Annotated in this window: 20 protein-coding genes; 14 read left to right on the top strand and 6 right to left on the bottom strand. The window is 53.1% G+C overall.

What is annotated here, in order from left to right; translation table 11 throughout:
* Positions 1-62: 62 nt before the first annotated feature.
* The 3 genes from CBW65_RS22480 to CBW65_RS22470 form a co-directional block, all read right to left on the bottom strand.
* Complete coding sequence (locus tag CBW65_RS22480) at positions 63-1,211, bottom strand: hypothetical protein (protein ID WP_087458794.1); 1,149 nt, start codon at positions 1,209-1,211, stop codon at positions 63-65.
* A complete protein-coding gene (locus tag CBW65_RS22475; protein WP_087458793.1) occupies positions 1,202-2,878 on the bottom strand; it encodes a helicase-associated domain-containing protein in 1,677 nt (558 codons plus the stop codon). Before CBW65_RS22475 ends, CBW65_RS22480 begins: the two co-directional genes overlap by 10 nt.
* A gap of 159 nt (positions 2,879-3,037) precedes the next feature.
* Positions 3,038-4,009 carry an alpha/beta hydrolase gene (locus tag CBW65_RS22470; protein WP_087458792.1) on the bottom strand — a complete coding sequence of 324 codons (972 nt, stop codon included), beginning with the start codon at positions 4,007-4,009 and terminating at the stop codon, positions 3,038-3,040.
* A 121-nt stretch (positions 4,010-4,130) separates the two neighbouring features.
* Between CBW65_RS22470 and CBW65_RS22465 the strand changes: the two genes are divergently transcribed.
* From CBW65_RS22465 to CBW65_RS22445, 5 genes are all read left to right on the top strand, one after another.
* Positions 4,131-4,436 (top strand): 2Fe-2S iron-sulfur cluster-binding protein, encoded by a 306-nt coding sequence (locus CBW65_RS22465; protein ID WP_157722134.1) that lies wholly within the window; start codon positions 4,131-4,133, stop codon positions 4,434-4,436.
* Positions 4,437-4,505: 69 nt separating this feature from the next.
* Positions 4,506-4,922, top strand: a complete 417-nt coding sequence (locus CBW65_RS22460; protein WP_087458790.1) for a hypothetical protein — start codon at positions 4,506-4,508, stop codon at positions 4,920-4,922.
* Entirely contained in the window at positions 4,903-5,367 is a 465-nt protein-coding gene (locus CBW65_RS22455) for an SRPBCC family protein (RefSeq protein WP_087458789.1), read from the top strand. Before CBW65_RS22460 ends, CBW65_RS22455 begins: the two co-directional genes overlap by 20 nt.
* A 79-nt stretch (positions 5,368-5,446) precedes the next feature.
* Entirely contained in the window at positions 5,447-6,637 is a 1,191-nt protein-coding gene (gene megL, locus CBW65_RS22450) for a methionine gamma-lyase (RefSeq protein WP_087458788.1), read from the top strand.
* A gap of 176 nt (positions 6,638-6,813) precedes the next feature.
* Positions 6,814-7,368 carry a GNAT family N-acetyltransferase gene (locus tag CBW65_RS22445; RefSeq protein ID WP_087458787.1) on the top strand — a complete coding sequence of 185 codons (555 nt, stop codon included), beginning with the start codon at positions 6,814-6,816 and terminating at the stop codon, positions 7,366-7,368.
* A 32-nt stretch (positions 7,369-7,400) separates the two neighbouring features.
* Here CBW65_RS22445 and CBW65_RS22440 read toward each other — a convergent pair whose 3' ends face one another.
* The gene (locus tag CBW65_RS22440; RefSeq protein ID WP_087458786.1) at positions 7,401-8,342 is read right to left on the bottom strand and encodes a beta-ketoacyl-ACP synthase III; all 942 of its coding nucleotides are present in this window, start codon (positions 8,340-8,342) and stop codon (positions 7,401-7,403) included.
* Between the two features lie 107 nt (positions 8,343-8,449).
* Here CBW65_RS22440 and CBW65_RS22435 point away from each other — a divergent pair, with 107 nt between their 5' ends.
* The 4 genes from CBW65_RS22435 (at position 8,450) to CBW65_RS24450 (ending at position 12,763) form a co-directional block, all read left to right on the top strand.
* Entirely contained in the window at positions 8,450-10,255 is a 1,806-nt protein-coding gene (locus CBW65_RS22435; protein WP_087458785.1) for an ABC transporter ATP-binding protein, read from the top strand.
* A gap of 48 nt (positions 10,256-10,303) precedes the next feature.
* Positions 10,304-10,987 (top strand): sulfite oxidase-like oxidoreductase, encoded by a 684-nt coding sequence (locus tag CBW65_RS22430; RefSeq protein WP_087458784.1) that lies wholly within the window; start codon positions 10,304-10,306, stop codon positions 10,985-10,987.
* Between the two features lie 88 nt (positions 10,988-11,075).
* Positions 11,076-12,575 carry an HD domain-containing phosphohydrolase gene (locus CBW65_RS22425; RefSeq protein ID WP_087458783.1) on the top strand — a complete coding sequence of 500 codons (1,500 nt, stop codon included), beginning with the start codon at positions 11,076-11,078 and terminating at the stop codon, positions 12,573-12,575.
* Between the two features lie 32 nt (positions 12,576-12,607).
* The gene (locus CBW65_RS24450; RefSeq protein ID WP_157722133.1) at positions 12,608-12,763 is read left to right on the top strand and encodes a hypothetical protein; all 156 of its coding nucleotides are present in this window, start codon (positions 12,608-12,610) and stop codon (positions 12,761-12,763) included.
* A 42-nt stretch (positions 12,764-12,805) separates the two neighbouring features.
* On the opposite strand, the gene tatA is transcribed toward CBW65_RS24450, so the two are convergent.
* Complete coding sequence (gene tatA, locus CBW65_RS22420) at positions 12,806-12,967, bottom strand: twin-arginine translocase TatA/TatE family subunit (RefSeq protein WP_087458782.1); 162 nt, start codon at positions 12,965-12,967, stop codon at positions 12,806-12,808.
* Positions 12,968-12,979: 12 nt separating this feature from the next.
* Positions 12,980-14,653: a PhoX family protein gene (locus tag CBW65_RS22415; RefSeq protein WP_087458781.1), complete on the bottom strand. Its 1,674-nt coding sequence runs from the start codon at positions 14,651-14,653 to the stop codon at positions 12,980-12,982.
* A gap of 214 nt (positions 14,654-14,867) precedes the next feature.
* Between CBW65_RS22415 and CBW65_RS22410 the strand changes: the two genes are divergently transcribed.
* The 5 genes from CBW65_RS22410 to CBW65_RS22390 all read left to right on the top strand — a co-directional run bounded on the left by CBW65_RS22410 (position 14,868) and on the right by CBW65_RS22390 (position 17,149).
* A complete protein-coding gene (locus tag CBW65_RS22410) occupies positions 14,868-15,350 on the top strand; it encodes a hypothetical protein (protein WP_157722132.1) in 483 nt (160 codons plus the stop codon).
* 28 nt (positions 15,351-15,378) lie between these two features.
* On the top strand, positions 15,379-15,753 hold the full coding sequence (locus CBW65_RS22405; protein WP_087458779.1) for a hypothetical protein: 375 nt from the start codon (positions 15,379-15,381) through the stop codon (positions 15,751-15,753).
* A gap of 86 nt (positions 15,754-15,839) precedes the next feature.
* On the top strand, positions 15,840-16,217 hold the full coding sequence (locus CBW65_RS22400) for a hypothetical protein (RefSeq protein WP_087458778.1): 378 nt from the start codon (positions 15,840-15,842) through the stop codon (positions 16,215-16,217).
* 4 nt (positions 16,218-16,221) lie between these two features.
* Positions 16,222-16,698: a hypothetical protein gene (locus CBW65_RS22395; protein ID WP_198299698.1), complete on the top strand. Its 477-nt coding sequence runs from the start codon at positions 16,222-16,224 to the stop codon at positions 16,696-16,698.
* Between the two features lie 64 nt (positions 16,699-16,762).
* Positions 16,763-17,149, top strand: a complete 387-nt coding sequence (locus CBW65_RS22390) for a hypothetical protein (RefSeq protein ID WP_087458776.1) — start codon at positions 16,763-16,765, stop codon at positions 17,147-17,149.
* Positions 17,150-17,185 lie beyond the last annotated feature (36 nt).

Below are 17,185 nucleotides of genomic sequence, written 5' to 3'. Positions count from 1 at the left end.
TAACTTGTGGCAATAGAAATCCCCTCCTGTTTGGACAGAAGGGGATGCGCAAAGGGATGGATTTATGCAGACAAAATTCTTTGGAATTCGTAATCAACAACATTTGGGACTTTGACGGTCCGCTCAATCACTTCCTTAACAAAGTTTTGAACACAAGTACTAGGCTCCGTTTTTTCAACTACCTTGTAAATATCAAATACAAGGAAAACATCATTACTGGACAGATCAGCATACTTTAACGCCATAGCAATAATAAAAGGGTCAAAAGTATAAGGGATTAACAGGTCGTAGTCAGCAGATAGAAGCATTTGTTTTTCCCTCCAGACCAGTGGATAGTCATCTTTTGTGAGTAACCATGCTTCTGGGGTAAGCTGAGCATACATCTTCCCCTCATGGCTATGAAAACGAATCAAACCAAACGATTCAATTTTCTCAATGGATGCTGCACCGGAAAGGGAACTTAACAAAACATCAACTAAAACCCAATCATCTATGCTATTTTGCCAAGTTGACAATTTTTCTAAGAAACCATTTAGATTTTCCGCGTTTCTTCTTCTGAGCAGAAAATTGTAAAACTCTCGAATTTCTGATGCTTGTGACCCCGGATCGAACCACTGCTGAACTTTTGTACTATTACAAATCATTTCTCCTTCATAAATTTCGTAAAAGCCTTTCTGAAGCATATATTTAAATATATGCGATAAATTTTGGTCCGTATATATCATTGATTTTTCCATGATTTTAGTATGACTGTTGCTACGATTTTTCGGTGTATTGTATTTTAGCTTCATGTCACAATTTAACAGAACACTAACGTAGAGAACAAGGTTTAAAAATGGACTTGGCTGGTGAGCGATGATAACGTCGTCAAATCGGGTCGTGACATCTAGCAGTGCATGTTGCATTAGTTCAAAAAGGTCATCAGGCATGACTCCTTCATGTAGAATCCCAAGCGTTTCAAGATAAACGCCATATCTGCCTCCTATTCTTTTTTCACCGATCAATGCAAAATGACGCAGCGTTTCTCTAAGATTGGGCTCAAGTGTCTGTAGGATTTTATCAAGTTTCTTTGAATCCAACAGATAATCTGCGATTTTGTTTTTCATATAGCCTACCGTTTGCCCTGGCGCTTCAATATAAAGTATTTTTGTAATGCTTTGAAGACGCTCTTTCGAGCATCTATCTAACCAATCCATGAGATTCAATCCCATATTGTCACCTTCCCTTCCAATAGATCACTCAAGCTGGTAATTTTGTATCGATACCCATTTCTGATCATACTTCTACGACGTCGAGTGTAGGCACCCTCTTCTACCGTGTTCTCCGATACAAAGGAAACTAATACGCCTTTCGATGTACCCTTCTCAGGGAACATCAACTTTCCTACCCTTAAATATTCTTCTCGTTCGGAACCGTGATTGTAGGAAAGAGCAACCATTACGTCAATACTTGTGATTGGGATCTGCTCGGAAATGGAAGTGGTTACCAGTCTTGTTTTTTTACGCAAATTAAACAAATCGATGATGCTCTGAAGTTCCTTATCTAGAGTGGATGTGTGAATGAACGGATAGTCAAATTCGTTAGAAATTTGTTTAGCAAGCGCTGGTTTGTATGAAACTATCAGAATGTTTTCGGACATATTTGGTACTAGAATCGGCTTAAGACTTGTTATTTTATTTGGGTTCATTGCAGCGATTTTTAACATAGATGGGGTGTCTTCTCGAGCTCTAGAGTAGTTGTAATGATCTAAGTCTTCACCTTGAAGCGGAATACGTACTTCCATGCACGAGACTGACTTCACAAATCCTTGTATTTCAAGAGTTCGTGGCAGAATTTCATATAGTTTCGGTCCAATCCAAGCGTGTACAAGTTGCCCTTTTTGATCAGACCGAGCCAATGTAGAAGCAAATCCAAGTTTTTTGTATGAAGGTATGTCGACTGTTTGACTAAATGTATCAGCAGGTAAACGGTGTGCGTTGTCATATATAATAAGTCCCCAATCAACAGTTTGAATAGACTCTAATGCGTCTATATTTTTAAACTGAGGGTATTCAGCAATTGTAATAGGCTTGATATCTGATGGATCTCCTTGAAAATATCCGATACTATTTTTAGAGAGGTCTGTTTTATCCGAGAGCTCTCTCAGCCATTTTGAACCGCTTGCAAAATTCTCAACTAGGACTAATGTGCAGGTTTTAAGTTGCTCAATGATCTTCAAACCAACTATTGTTTTACCAGAGGTTGGTGGCATCATAATAACGCCTCCGCCAGTACTTTCACTATATTCAAGGTAGGAGTTCACGGCGTCATCTTGATATGGTCTGAGTGTAAAGTACATATCTGATTTGGTTTTTGGATTTAATCGAATTTCCAGTGGTTCACCGAACGTATTACTTTCATCACTCACAAAGAAATTAAGATTGAAAAGGGTTTCTTTGATTTTTGAGCGATTAGTTGACGTAAATCGTAAGGTACGGTCGTCGACCTTTATTGGTTCTAGTGCTATTAATTCAGTCTCGTTTTGAATCTTTGAGATAATGGAGGGATGTATTGCTTCTAAGTCGAGATAATCGTTACTTCGGATCAGTTTTAGTGTCCCAAATTCCTTTATGTGCCTATGTATCATTTCTTCTAGAGCTGGTTGGATGTGGTTCTGTGAATGTTCTTTTAAGAAAGAAATGATTTCTGATGAACTTAGTTTTCTCGCAGCTGCAGACCAAATGGAATGCGGGGTGATTTTAAAGGTAAATACACCTTCAGGTGCTTTAACCTGTTCTGAAAATTGATTAAGTTTTTCTGAGACCTCTCGATTTGAATCGAGAGATTCAATTAGATAAATAGTTTGGTCGGAATGAACAAACAAAGGTTTTCGGTACATTCTACTCCCCCCGATCTTTTTCTCAATGGATAGATATGCTCAATTCTTATGAATTAGGCTTTGAAATCAAGTGGGGAGAGTTGAACGAATTGCAATAACGGAGTGAACGTTTATTTAAAAAACCCTCCGTTATGTGGAGGGGAGGAGATATATCTGTTATTATATTTTGTTTTGGTCTATTTCTTCTATATGCTGTTGGAAAAAGGCGACCACGCGGTCCATGTAGGTCACCGGGTCGAGCTCCCAGGTGCCGACGTGTTTGGCTGGTGGGATCGACCAGAGTTCGGGCTGGTTGGGCGCGAGGGCGGTGATCAGCTTTTCGGAATGGGCGCGGTTGATCGCGTCGTCTTTGCCGCCGTGGATGAAGAGGATCGGGCGGGTGGTCAGGTGCTCGGTCGCTTTGAGCGGCGAGACTTCATCCGGAGAATGGTCGATCAACATCGGCAGTTCCCAGAGGATCAGGTTGGTGAACGGAAAATCGGGCAGGTGCGACCAGTGCGGCATGTTCTCCTCGAGATACGGGCGCAGGTCGGAGAACGGGCTGTCGGCGATCAGCGCCTTTACATCGGGCAGGTCGGCTGCGGCAAGCAGGGCGGTCGACGCGCCCATCGAGAAGCCGAGCAAGCCGATGCCTTTCGTGCCGTAGCCTTGTTCCTCCGCATAGTGGACGGCCGCGATCAGGTCTTCTTTTTCATTTAAACCGACGGTGGTCAGGTCGCCGCCCGACACGCCGTGGTTGCGGAAGTCGAACATCAGGACGGAAAACCCGTTCTGAGTCAAAGCTTTGGCGGTCGGCAGCGACGGTTTGTCGGCGACGCGGTTGCCGGAGTAGCCGTGGGCGAAAACGATCAGGCGGTCCGTTTTGCCTGATGTTGCCGGCAGGAACCAGCCTTTGAGCGGCGTGCCGTCGGCGGAGGTGAAGTCGATGTCTTGATAGGTTACGCCGATGTCCTTTGGCGTCACTTCGATCGGACGGCGTTCGGGATGGGTCAGGCTCCACGTGACGTAACCGGAGAGCAGGGGCAACAAAAGTAAGAGAAGTATCGCGACAGTGAGGCTCACGCGCAGCCATTTCCGCTTGCGGCGGACCCGGTAGGCGGGAGGTGTGGTGTTTAACAGGGGCATGCTCATCTTTTCATCTTCTTTCTGTTAGAATCGTCTATCTACTTCGCGCAGAGTGGCAGAAACCCTTTTTTACTGGTAAACTGGAAGGTGTTAGGCTTGAAACCAGAGAGAAATGAGGTCCGATACCATGGCAGATACGGTGAAAGTTACCATTCACTTGGAAGAAACGAACGAAACTGTAACGATGGAAGTTGCAAAGGGCGCGAACCTGCTGGAAGAATGCAAGAAGCGTCACATCGAGATGGAATGGGGCTGCATGAACGCAGAATGCGGTCAGTGCTCCGTGAAGATCTTGAAAGGCGAAGAGCACCTCAACGATCCGACAGAAGAAGAGATCGACTTCCTGCTGTTCCGCATCGATGACGGCCATCGCCTGGGCTGCCAAGTCGAGTGCAACGCCGACTTGGAAGTGGATCACCCGGCTCGCGACTAATACATACACGTTGAACAGAAGGCCGCACCGAAACCGGGGCGGTTTTTCTATGAAGAGGAGGCACGGGAGATGCTGTATCGGTATGAGAACAAAATGGGCTGGCTGCTGCTGGTGATGACGCTGCCGGTGTTGTATATGATCTGGGCGCAGGAGACGGTGAAGGAAGCGATTGTATTGGCGCTGTTGTATGTGCTGCTGCTGGGGCTGTTGTTTATGCGGCATTTTGCGATGAAAGGGCTGCGGGTGGCTGACGAAGGGCTTGTGGTGGAGCGCCGCCTGCTGAAGTCGAAGGTGTATCCGTGGCAGCGGTTGCAGGTCATCTATCACTCGCAGGAGAAGCGTCTGGCGGAAGGATTGGAGATTTTGCAAGGGGAAGGCCGCGGGGAATTTGTGGCGTTGACCAAAGTGCGCGATACGGAAAAATTGCGTGCGGAGCTGGCGGAACGACTCGGGAGCAAGTACAAAAATGGCAAGAGTGACGTGTGAGGTGGAGATCGACGCTCCTGTGGAAGCGGTGTGGCGGGTGATGCAGGACCCGACGCGGCGCGGGGAGTGGGATTTTCGGATCACGGGAGGTCGGTTTACGAAGGATGGCCTGCCGACGAAAGGCGCGCAGTTTGTGACGGCAGGGCGGCTGTTGCTGCCGTATTCGTTTGAGATGGAGTATTTGACGGTGACTCCGTATCGGCAGACGGTGGTCAAACTGCTCCGGGCGCATGGCGTGCCGGTGGCGGGCGGGGCCGGGTCGTGGACGTATTTGCGCGACGGGGACGGCACGGTGGTGCGGACGGCGTTTCGGTTTGAGCTGAAGCAGCCGTGGCGGTTTTTGTTCGATCCGTGGCTGATGCAGCCGGTGATGTATCTCGTCACGCGGTGGTCGCTGTGGAAATTGAAGAGATTGATGGAGTCGAAAAAAGTCCCGTTGGCGTAGTTGCAGTGGGGCTTTTTGTCGTTTCGGGGAGGGATGTACGCGGGAGCCCTTTTTTTCATAGACTGCCAGAAAGGGGGCGATGAATGTGAAGAAGGACGAAAAAGGCTTTTCGACGCGTAGCATTCAGCCGGACGGTATGGAGCAGGATGGGCATGGTGCGCTGGTTCCGCCGATTTATATGAGCTCGACGTTTGTGTTTCCGTCGGCGGAGGCGGGCGGGGCGCGTTTTGCCGGGGAAGAGCGGGGGATGATCTATTCGCGGCTGGGCAATCCGACGGTGGATGCGTTGGAACATGCGGTGGCCGGGCTTGAAGGCGGCGAAGCGGGGCTGGCGTTTGGGTCGGGGATGGGGGCGATCTCGGCCGTTTTGATGGCGCTGGTGGAGTCGGGGGATCATGTGCTGTGTTCGGATGGTTTGTATGGATGTACGTTTGGGTTTTTGTCGATGATGAAGCGGAAGTTTCGGGTGGACTTTTCGCTGGCCGATCTGAGCGATGAGGCGGCGGTGAGAAAGGCGATGCGGGCAGAGACGAAGGTGGTGTATGTGGAGACGCCGATCAATCCGACGATGAAGCTGGTCGATCTGGAGATGGTGGCGCGGGTGGCGCATGAGTGTGGGGCACAGGTGGTGGTGGACAATACGTTTATGACGCCTTATCTGCAGCGACCGTTGGAGCACGGGTGTGATGTGGTGGTGCATTCGGCGACGAAGTATCTGGGCGGTCATGGGGATCTGATCGCCGGGGTGGCGGTGGGGCGGAAGGCGTTTTTGGATGAGGTGCGGATGTCGACGCTGAAGGATATCGGGGCGGTATTGTCGCCGATGGATGCATGGCTGATTTTGCGGGGGCTGAAGACGCTGTCGCTGCGGATGGAGCGGCACTGTGAGAATGCGAGGCAGGTGGCGGCGTTTTTGCAAGGGCATCCGAAGGTGCAGCGGGTGCGGTTCCCGGGGCTGGATGATTTTCCGCAGGGGGAGTTGGCGGCGAAACAGATGGAGGGGCCGGGCGGGATGATCTCGTTTGAAGTGGAGTCGCTGGAGGCGGGGCGCAAGGTGATGGATCATGTGCGGGTCGCCAAGCTGGCGGTGAGTCTGGGGGAAACGACAACGCTGATTCAGCACCCGGCGACGATGACGCACTCGGTGATTCCGGCAGAAGTTCGGCAGGGGGAGATGGGGATTGCTGATGGCTTGATTCGTCTGTCGGTGGGGCTGGAGGATGTGGAGGATGTGATTAAGGATCTAGAGCAGGCGCTTGAAAAGATTTAGGGCTGCCGCCGGGGTGACTGAAGCTGGCGCTTGTTTGGTAAAAATGGATTCTGCTGTTTGATAAGCCGGTGCTGGGGTCACTGGCTTTTTTTATTTGGCGAATTTGACAAGCTGTTTGACAAGCTTGCGAAGTTTGATTACCATATAAAGGCTAATTGAAAGGGGGATGTGCTTACATGGTGACTTTGCGGCCTATTGAAATGCGGGATGTGGATACGCTGTATCGGTTTCGGATGGATGAGGAAGTGATGTTTTGGTCGGCCGGAGGGTTTGCGGAGGCGATGCTTTCGCAGGCGCAGATTGAGGAATTCGTGAAATCTCAGAAGGCGTCCGACTCGGGGCGCGTGTTTGTGATTGAGGTGGAGAAGGACGGGGCGCAGGTCGTCATTGGGCAGATCTCGTTTCGGGACTATCAGCGCATCAATCGCAACGTGACGATCGGGATGTTTATCGGCGAACGCGACTACTGGGGCAAAGGCTACGGGACGGCAGCTCTGGAACTGTTTCTTCGCATGCTGTTCACCCGCTACGGGGCACACCGCATCTCGCTGGACACGTTTGCCGACAACAAACGCGCCATTCGCAGCTATGAAAAATGCGGCTTCCAGATCGAAGGGGTACGGCGCGAGGCGATGTGGACGATGAACGGGCATCGCGATCAGGTCATGATGGGCCTGCTGCGCGAGGACTGGCTGAAAAGGCAAAAGGACATGCCGTATTATTTGGAATAGAACGGGAAAAGGTGGCTGCGCGCCACCTTTTTTTAATAGCGGAGCAGCGCCGAACCCCAGACCAGTCCGCCGCCAAATGCGGTGAAGAGCAAGGTGTCGCCGCGCTTGATCCGGCCGTCGTTACGGGCAAGGTCGAAGGCGATCGGAATGGTGGCCGACGAGTTGTTGCCGAGGTGCTTGATCGTGGAGATGACTTTCTCCTGCGGCAGCCCGCAGTGCTCCGCTACGGCATCGATGATGCGCTGGTTGGCCTGGTGCGGGATCAGCCAGTCCAGATCGTCGGTGGTCATCCCCGCTGCGGCCAGCGTTTGCTTGGCGGTCTCGGTCATGGCGTTGACGGCGAGCTTGAAGATCTTGCGCCCGTCCATTTTGATCGAACCGCCCCGCTCTTGATAGAGGCTGTAGTAATGCTCGCCGCCGGCATGCGTCGCGGTGTGCAGAATGCCGGGGTGTGCCGGGTCATCCGTCCGCGAGACGACAAAAGCGCCTGCTCCGTCCGAGAAGAGAATGCAGGTCGTGCGGTCGGTGTAATCGGTGATGCGGGACAAGGTGTCGGCGCCGACGACGAGGATGTGGCGGAAATTGCCCGTGCGGAGGAACGCATCGGCCGTCTGCAGCGCGGAGAGGAAGCCGACGCAGGTCACATGCAAATCGACGGCGGAGATGGCGCGGCAGCCTAAACGGTGCTGGAGCTGGCAGGCGACCGAAGGAAACGGATGGTCGGGCGTTTCGGTGCCGACGAGGATCATGTCGAGGTCTTCCGCGTTCAGCCCGGCATCGACCAGTGCCCGTTCCGCAGCATGGAAGGCAAGATCGGACGTGTTCTGGTCGGGTGCGGCGATGCTGCGCGAGGAAATGCCGGTGCGGGTGACGATCCATTCGTCGCTCGTCTCGACCATCTGTTCCAAGTCGCGGTTGGTCAGCCTGCCTTCCGGGATATAGGAGCCGACGCCTGCAATTCGCGTTCTGTACATAGGGGATCACCTCTTAAGTAGATTTTGTACCCTCATTATATCACTTGTTATTAGCACCTAGTACTAAGTCTTTTGTTATAATATGGTGAGTACTGGAGGTACAGATCATGGGACGTTTTTATTCGAACTACGATTGGGGACAAAACGGAAAGAAACCGGAACTGAAAAAAGAGTCGCTGGTGCGGATCTATCGGTATTTCCTGCCATACTGGAGACTGCTCGCCGGCGTTGTGTTGTGCATTTTGGCGGCGGCGGGGCTGGCGCTGTTGCAGCCTTTGTTCATTAAATGGATCGTCGACACGGCGATTCCGGACGGCAATCTGTCGCTGTTGAACATGCTGGCGATTGGGATGGTGCTGGCGGCGATCCTGCAAGGTTTGATCGGCGTGATGCAGACCTTTCTGAACTCGCGGATCGGCCAGGGCGTGATGTTTGACATTCGCAATCAGATGTATCGCCATCTGCATCAGATGTCGATTCGCTTTTTCACTTCGACCAAGACGGGCGATATCATGTCGCGGGTGAACAACGATGTCAACGGGCTGCAGCAGGTCGTGACCGACACGATCGCGCAGTCGCTGAACAATCTGCTGATCTCGGTGACCACGCTGTTCACGATGTTTCTGCTCGATTGGCGACTGGCGCTGGTGTCGATTTTGCTGCTGCCTTTGTTCATTTTGCCGACGCGGCGGGTGGGCAAGCTGAATTATGATGCGAAAAAACAGACACAGAAGCGGATCAGTGACCTGTCTTCGCTGATGCAGGAAACGTTGTCGGTGTCGGGGGCACTTTTGGTCAAAGCGTTTGTGCGGCAGGAGGACGAGCTGCGCAAGTTCGAAGGGATCAATCGCGAGCTGATGAAGCTGCAGATCAGACAAAGCATGATCGGACGCTGGTTCTTTATGTTTGTCTCGATCATCTCGACGGCGGGCCCGGCGATCATTTATTGGTACGGCGGGCATCTGGTGATCGATCAGGACATCACGATCGGCACGGTGATCGCGTTTACGGCGTTTTTGAACCGGTTGTACGGGCCGGTGGCGTCGCTGGCGAACATTCAGGTCAACATCTTGGGCTCGGTGGCGCTGTTTGAGCGTTTGTTTGAGTATTTGGATCTGCCCATTGAGATCAAGGAGAAGCCGGGCGCTTTGCAGCTGCAGAATGTGCAGGGACGGGTGGAGTTTCAAGACGTGACGTTCCGCTATCAGACGGAGCGCGAGGTGTTGCGTGACCTGTCGTTTGTCATCGAGCCAGGACAGGTGGTGGCGCTGGTCGGGCCAAGCGGATCGGGGAAGACGACGGTGTCGAGCCTGATTCCGCGTTTGTACGACCCGACGGAAGGGCGCGTGCTGCTCGACGGGCATGATCTGCGCGATCTGGAGCTGAAGTCAATCGGAGAGCAGATCGGGATGGTGACGCAGGAGACGTTTTTGTTCCATGCGTCGATACGGGACAACCTGCGCTATGGGCGGCCGGATGCGAGCGATGAGGAAGTGATCGCGGCGGCGAAGGCGGCTTATATCCATGAGCTGATCCAGTCGCTGCCCGAGGGATATGACACGATTGTCGGCGAGCGGGGGCATAAGTTGTCCGGCGGGGAGAAGCAGCGGATGGCAATTGCCCGGGTAATATTGAAGGCGCCGAAGATTTTGATCCTCGATGAAGCGACGTCGGCGCTCGATTCGCATTCGGAGCATGAGATTCAGCAGGCATTAGAAGAGCTGATGAGCCAAAAGTCACGCACCTCGCTGGTGATCGCGCACCGCTTGTCGACGATTTTGGCAGCCGATAAGATTTTGGTGCTGGAAGACGGGCGTCTCGTGGAAGCGGGACGGCATGAGGAGCTGTTGGCGCAGGGCGGGCTGTATGCGAGCTTGTACCGCCAGCAGTTTGAGGGCGACAGTGAATTGTGATAGGCTGAAAGGAAAGACTAGGCAAGAGAGGTAAGGAGTGTGATACGGATGAATGCAAAAGACGCTAAGGACCGGGTGCCGCCGGGGCAGACGCTGACCGAAAAATGGCCGGTGCTGCATGCGGGGACGGTGCCGCGGATTGATTTGGATACGTGGGATTTTCGCATTTTTGGTCTTGTGGAAGAGGAGAAGGTGCTGACGTGGGACGAGTTTAACGCGCTCCCAGGGTACCGTTCGAAATCGGATATCCACTGCGTGACGACATGGTCGCGTTTGGACAACACGTGGGATGGCGTGTCGTTTCGCGATGTGATGAACGTGGCGAAGGTCAAGCCGGAAGCGAAGTTTGTGGTGATTCATGCTGAGGAAGACTGGACGACCAACCTGCCGCTGACCGACCTGTTGATGGACGATGTGCTGTTTGCCCATTCTCATGACGGCGAGCCGCTGACGCCCAACCATGGCTGGCCGCTGCGCCTGGTCGTGCCGCATCTGTATTTCTGGAAAAGCGCGAAGTGGGTGCGCGGGATCGAATTTGTGGCCGACGATGTGCCGGGCTTCTGGGAAGAGCGCGGGTACCACCTCTATGCCGATCCGTGGCTGGAACAGCGCTACCGGGATGACCCGGAGTGGGAAGACGGCGTGAAAAATACGGATGAGTATTATGAGCAGGTCGCGCGCCGGATTCGGCTGCATGAGAAGAAGAAGGCGCAGGAAGGCAAGCCGGAGTAGTTCCTGCATCGCAAGACCCTGTCGGAAGGTGACAGGGTCTTTTTTGTCGAAGAAGAAGGGGAGAAACTGATAAAAGGCAGGCTTCGCGATGCATACCTACCGGACTTTTTTGCGCACCGCCATTCGCAACTACGTGCTTGGTTCGACTGTGGCCGTATTTGGAGTGGGCGGCGTTTTTATTTTTTCGACGTTGCGTTTGTCAGATCGTGATATGAGGATGATCGCCGTGACGCTGTTGGTCTCGGTATCGATCATGGTGCTGGTGGAGTTTCTGGCGGCGCGGCGGCATTTGCAGCCGATCGCGGACTATTATCGGGAAGAGACTCCTTCCCGTGAACAGCTGCGGACGGCGTATCGACAGGTGCACCGTCTTCCGGCGCTGGCAGTAAGGCGGACGATGGGGCCGCATTTGTTGGGCTTTATGATTCCGGGGCTGGTGATCTCGCTGGCGGCGATCTTGCAGGGCTGGCTGGCACTGCCGCTCGCGTATGTGGGCTTGGCGGTGGTCGGGGCCTTGCTGGTGGCAGGGATGCATGCGATCTTTGAGTTTTATTTGACCACCGAAGCGATTCGTCCGCTGCTGCGCCAGATGCAGGAGGCGGCACGGGAGCGGCATGCGATGGATCTGACTCTGGCAGGGGAAGTCTTGCTGTCGTTCCGGAAAAAGGCGCTATGGAGCGGCCTGCTGGTCGGGACGGTGCCCTTGGTGCTGTTCTCGCTGGCGACAGAAGTGCGGCTGGGAAATGCTGCGCTGTCGGCGGTGAATGAGTATTCGCGCTGGGCGGGCGGGATTTTGCTGGTTGGCGTGATCTTCGCGGCAGGGAGCGCCTGGCTGTTGTCGCGCGCGGTGGTGACGCCGATGCGGGAACTGCAGGGTTTGATGCAGCAGGTGCAGGGCGGCCGGCTGGATGTGCGGGCGGCCGACAACAACTCGGATGAATTCTCCGGGCTGGTGGCCGGGTTTAACCACATGGTGGAAGGGCTCAGGCGGCGGGAGGAGACGAACAATCAGCTGATCGAAAGCTACTTCACGACGCTGGCGGCGGCGCTCGATGCGCGCGACCCGTATACGGCGGGGCATTCGATGCGAGTGGCGCAGTATTCGGTGCAGATCGGGCGCGGGGCGGGCTTGCCGGTGGAGCAAGTGGATCTGCTGAACAAGTCGGCGCTCCTGCATGATATCGGGAAGATCGGCATCAGGGATGATGTGCTGTTGAAAGAAGGCAAGCTGACCGATGAGGAATTCGACCAGATCAAACAGCACCCGGTGCTGGGGGAAGCGATCCTCAAGCAGATTCAGCCGCCCGAAGCGATGGCGCCGCTGCTGCCGGGCGTGCGCTCGCACCATGAGCGGTATGACGGGCGAGGCTATCCGGACGGATTGGCTGGCCTTGAGATTCCGCTGTTTGGCCGGATCATGGCGGTGGCCGACGCATTTGATGCGATGACGTCCGACCGTCCTTACCGCCAAGGCATGCCGGTCGCGAAGGCGCTGTCGATTTTGGAGGAAGGCAGCGGGACGCAGTGGGACCCGCAGTTTGTGCGGATTTTTGTGGAGCAGATTCGCAAGACGTTGGACACCCTATAAAAAGAACGCCAAAAGCGGAGGGGTGGACAGCAGTGAAGTTCAAAGAAAAAGCCGGTCTCAGTCTGATCCTCGCTGTCCCGGCGATTGCTGTTCTGCTGGTCATCTTGAAAACATACGGAACGGGCGTCGTCGACGTCGTGGGATTTGGCGTATTGATCGGGCTGTCGATTGGCGCTTTGTACAAATAAGAAAGACCCTGTCGGAAGACAGGGTCTTTTTGTGTTTTTGTGTTAGTCTTTTTCGCCGCCGACGAGACTGCGGGTGGCCGTTTTGAATTCGGAGAGCGTTTTGCCGACGGCACGGCCGAGCTCGGGGAGCTTGGACGGGCCAAAGACAATCAGGGCGAGGATGAGGATCAAGATCAGGCCGGGGATACCGATGTTGGTGAGCATAGTGGTCGCCTCCTACAGTTTGAACCCGGTGATCGCGACGACAGCCGGGCGCGGTTGGGAATCGCCTGGGCGGTGCGGCCACAGGGAGGTCGGTTTGTTGATCTCTTTGGTCTGCTCGCCCGGATGCTGGACGGAAAGGAACAAGGTAGTCTCGTCCGGCGTAAAGGACGGGCCGGTCAGCTCGGCGTCGGTCGGCGCGGAGGCGAACTGCAGCGCTTCGCCTGCGTTTTTGCCAGTGGTTGGGATGACATATAGCCCGTTGTTGCCGAAGTGGGCGTGCACGCCTTTGTTGATCGAGGAGCCGGAGATGTCGGTCACCGTCCAGAGGTTGCCGTTGCTGTCGAAGGTCAGGTTGTCCGGCGCGGAGAAGCCGGATTGGCGTCCGCCTGCCGCAAAGATCTCGAAGTCAAATTCCAGTGCTCCCAGGTCGTTGTCTTTTTCGAAAAAGCGGGTGATGTGCCCGTGGATGTTGCCGTGGTTGTCGTTGTTGGTGTGCGCGATGAAAATCGTGTTGTCAAACGGCGAGATCTCCACATCCTCGGGGCGGTCGGTCGGGGTCGCGCCGAGGATCAGGGCTGCTTCGCTGGCATAGACGACGACGTCCGCTTGGCTTTGGAACTGGGCTTTGAGCCGGTCGGCCGTTTTGCCGATCAGGGATGGCGCTTTGAAGCCCGGTGTGTTGACCGCTTTTTTCACCGCGTCGATGGTCAGGGCGACCCAGGTGCCTTTTTTGAAGTTGGCGGCGTAGAGGGTGCCGTCTTCGAGCAGGAGGGAGTTGGCCTTTTCTTTGGCGGCGTCGAATTTGCCTTTGGAGATGAACTTGTAGACGCAGGCGTCTTTTTCATCATCACCCATGTAGACGACGACACGGCCGTCGGCAGCGAGGCCCATCGCGGAGTTCTCGTGATGGAAGCGGCCGAGCGCGGTGTGTTTGCGAACCGCCCATTGCGGATTGAAGAGGTCGACTTCGATCACCCAGCCGTAGTGGGTCGAGTTGAGCTTGGCCGCTTCGGCGGTGTTTTCGTAGTTCTCTTCACAGGACAGCACGGTGTTCCAAAGCGTGATGCCGCCGGAGCAGTTGGCGAAGGTGCCTTGGACGGTGGAAGCGCCGCCGACCGCTTTCGAGCCTTTGGCCGGGCCGGTCAGCTGGAACGGGGTGAGGCCGGTGATGCGGCGGGCGTATTGGGAGTTCTTGTCCATTTTCCAAGCGCCGTCTCCATCACGGTAGATTTCGATGATCGAGCCGCCTTGGTTGTAGAGCAGCTTATTGAGCTGGTCGGCGCTGTAGCCGCTTTTGCCGGCCGCGCCTTCGACCCAGAGCGGGTTGGTGTATTCGTGGTTGACCCAGAGCAGGCCTTTGTCGGAGTTGCGTCCGTTGAGCGGGAAGAAGGCGGTGTAGTCGTTGTTGTAGCCAAATGTGTCGCCGGCCGCGTTGATCACATCGCCATATGCGGCGACGACGTTGTATTGGAAGCCTTTCGGGAGGAGCAGTTTGTCTTCGGTGGAGTGCTGGATCGGATTGAAGTAGCCGGATACTTTGTTCGTTTTAAATCCAAACAGATGGTCGGCCGTCGCCGCCTGTGCCTTTTGCCCGGTCAACACGCTAAGGCCGGAAGAAGCCGCAGCCAGCGCAACGGTGCCGGTGCCAAGATAGGATAAGAATTTACGACGGTTCATGTTTTCCATGTGGGTCCATCCCCTCCAATGTTTTGTCTTCTCTAGCGTACTGGATTAGCAGTTTTGTGTTTTGGAGGGCGGGTCAAAGTCTTGTAAAAAAGCGTTGGGAGATTGTGAAGATTGGAAAATAGTGTGGCTGGGAGGGGGAGGGGATTTTGGGTATGATCGGGGGAGCAGAAAAGCGAGGCAATTGGCTGAGGAGGAAAGGAGAGCGAGTGAAAAAGTGAGTGACATGGATGAGTTCATGAAGGAACAGGAAAACAAAACGAAGCAGTATCGGATATCTGTTTATATCCTCGTTATTCTTTCTCTTGCACTTACTGGTGCATTCGTGTTTATTCTGACTCGGTATGGTACGCCGATATTTGCCGGAGAAAAGTTTTCGTTTGTCGTGTATCTGATTACTTTAGTTGCCTTGTACTTCTTATCTTTTATATTGTGGAAGAAGTATAAAGCTCTTGTGGCCGGAGTCAGTTGGCTTACACCAAGCATGAGAACCTTGCTTAAATCGCTTGCCTATCTTGTTTTTGCGATGATTCCGGCAGCATGGATTTTCTTTCTGGTCAAGTTTCTTCAAATCGAAGTTCCGCTGAGGGGAGCGATCGATATCCTCCTGACATTAGTTGTGATAACCGCAGTACTCATCATGCATGGACGGAGTTTGCTGCGACAGGCAAATGCTCCGGACGAGGAGGAGCAAGGGTAAGAAAACTGTGAAACGGGAGGGCTGACGGATGCTGGGAGCTGTTTTTATGATTGGGTCTAATGTCCTCCTTGGCCTCTATTTGCTGTACAAGCTGATCACGGGTGAGTCGAAGTACTATTTGCAGATGTTTTCTGTGGTGCTTTTGTGTTTTGGACTGTCGGCGACGATGTGGATGATGTATCTGGAGTTTCCGAGGGATGAAGTAGGATTGGTTCTGTATGGATCGCTGGGTGTGTTTGGCGTTCTGGCGCCGATTGGGTATGTCGTCCAGTACAGATTGTCCTCCCGTTATCAAAGGGAGAGGTTGCGGAGGCAGCTTTGGGAAGCAACTGCGACTCTTTTTTTATATGCAGGTTTAATTCTCGTCATTATTTTTGTGGGCAAACTCTTTCGGTTGATCTGATAACTGCTGTGGACTGGCATGTCAGTTGGCGGAGCAGTAGCCGTTTTGTTCGGCACATCTTTGGACTATAAGGAGACGTTCTGGAAATGATGGCTTTAGGACAAGCGCCCATTTGGGTGTTAGGAATCATCGTGCTCATTTTGGCTGGCTTCATGGTTTCTCTTATGCCTCAGCAAAAACCGGAGGGGCGCAAGGCAGCTTGGGTTATAATTGGCTTTTCTTTTCTAGCCGGGGTCGGGATGCTGTTAACCATCTTTGACGGGTTCGAGGACCTGATGTTTACGCTTTTGCTATGGTTGTTGGCGGGGGCATTTGTCGCGCTTCTGGTTACAATGGTTGTCAAGTATCGAGGGTTCTCCTCACAAAAACGAGCGGAGTTTCGAGATTTCCTGCAGCTTTGCGGCTGGGCGATCGGGGGCTTTTTGGTGCTCTGCTTGCTGCTCAAGCTGTTGTATAGGACGTGACAGCTTGGATCAAAGAACGGCCTGTCCCTCATCGGGGAAGGCCGTTTTGCTTTTAATCACATTGGAGAAGTTCGGAAGGTGGACGGAGATGATGATCTTCCATGAATTGCTCCTATTATGGCCGGCGCTCTTGTTGTTTGTGGGTGGCAGCATTACGCTATTCCTGCTAGTCTTTTGGTCAGAATCATATAGTCGTTTCGTCTATTTCTCGATCGTATGTGGCAGTTATGGATTATCTGCCGTTTTGGTTTTTAAGCAATACAACATATTCGAAGCGTATTACGGGCTGTTGTTGATTTCGACACTCCTGCTGTATGCTGTTTTCTTCGTAATTGGAATTGTGATTGCCTATCTCAAGGGTCCGAGGCTCATTCGGGAACGGATGCGTGTTGCGTTTGTTTTGCTGTTTTACTTGGCGGGGATGACTGTTTTGTTTTTGGTTCTTGTCGTTTTGGCCGCTCGCAGCGGTATTCTGGAATAAAGGCTGTGAAGCCGCAAGTAACGCCTGCTTGTAAGAAGAATAACGAAACAGGAGGGGTGCAAGATTGTCTGCGTTTAAGTTGATACCTTACGAAGTACTGGCTGTTATCATGCTCCTGCTTGGAATCGGTATGCTCTTCCTAATGATTCGTGTGGAGCAGCGCAATCGATTGGGGATTTTCTCTGTCGCTTTTCTATGTATCGGTTTCGCAATTCTACTTTTGTTCAACGTGCTTCATATCTTTGAGGAGCTTCACGGCATGATCATAACGTTGATTCTGATCGCATTTGCAGTGCTTATGACGATTGGCTTTATCAGGTCCTACAGGTCTGCTCCTCCTGCGCAACGGGAGCGGACGAAAGCGTTGTTTTACCCGTTTTGGATCATGCTGATCATCGGGGCAGCAGGTATTGGACTCTTGGCTCTGCTCACGATTTTGGATGTGATTTAGTTGGAAGATTGTGAAGCTTGGAAAATAGTGTGGCTG

This window comes from Tumebacillus avium, from assembly GCF_002162355.1.
Classification (GTDB): domain Bacteria; phylum Bacillota; class Bacilli; order Tumebacillales; family Tumebacillaceae; genus Tumebacillus_A; species Tumebacillus_A avium.
This window is presented reverse-complemented; position numbering and strand designations above follow the sequence as displayed.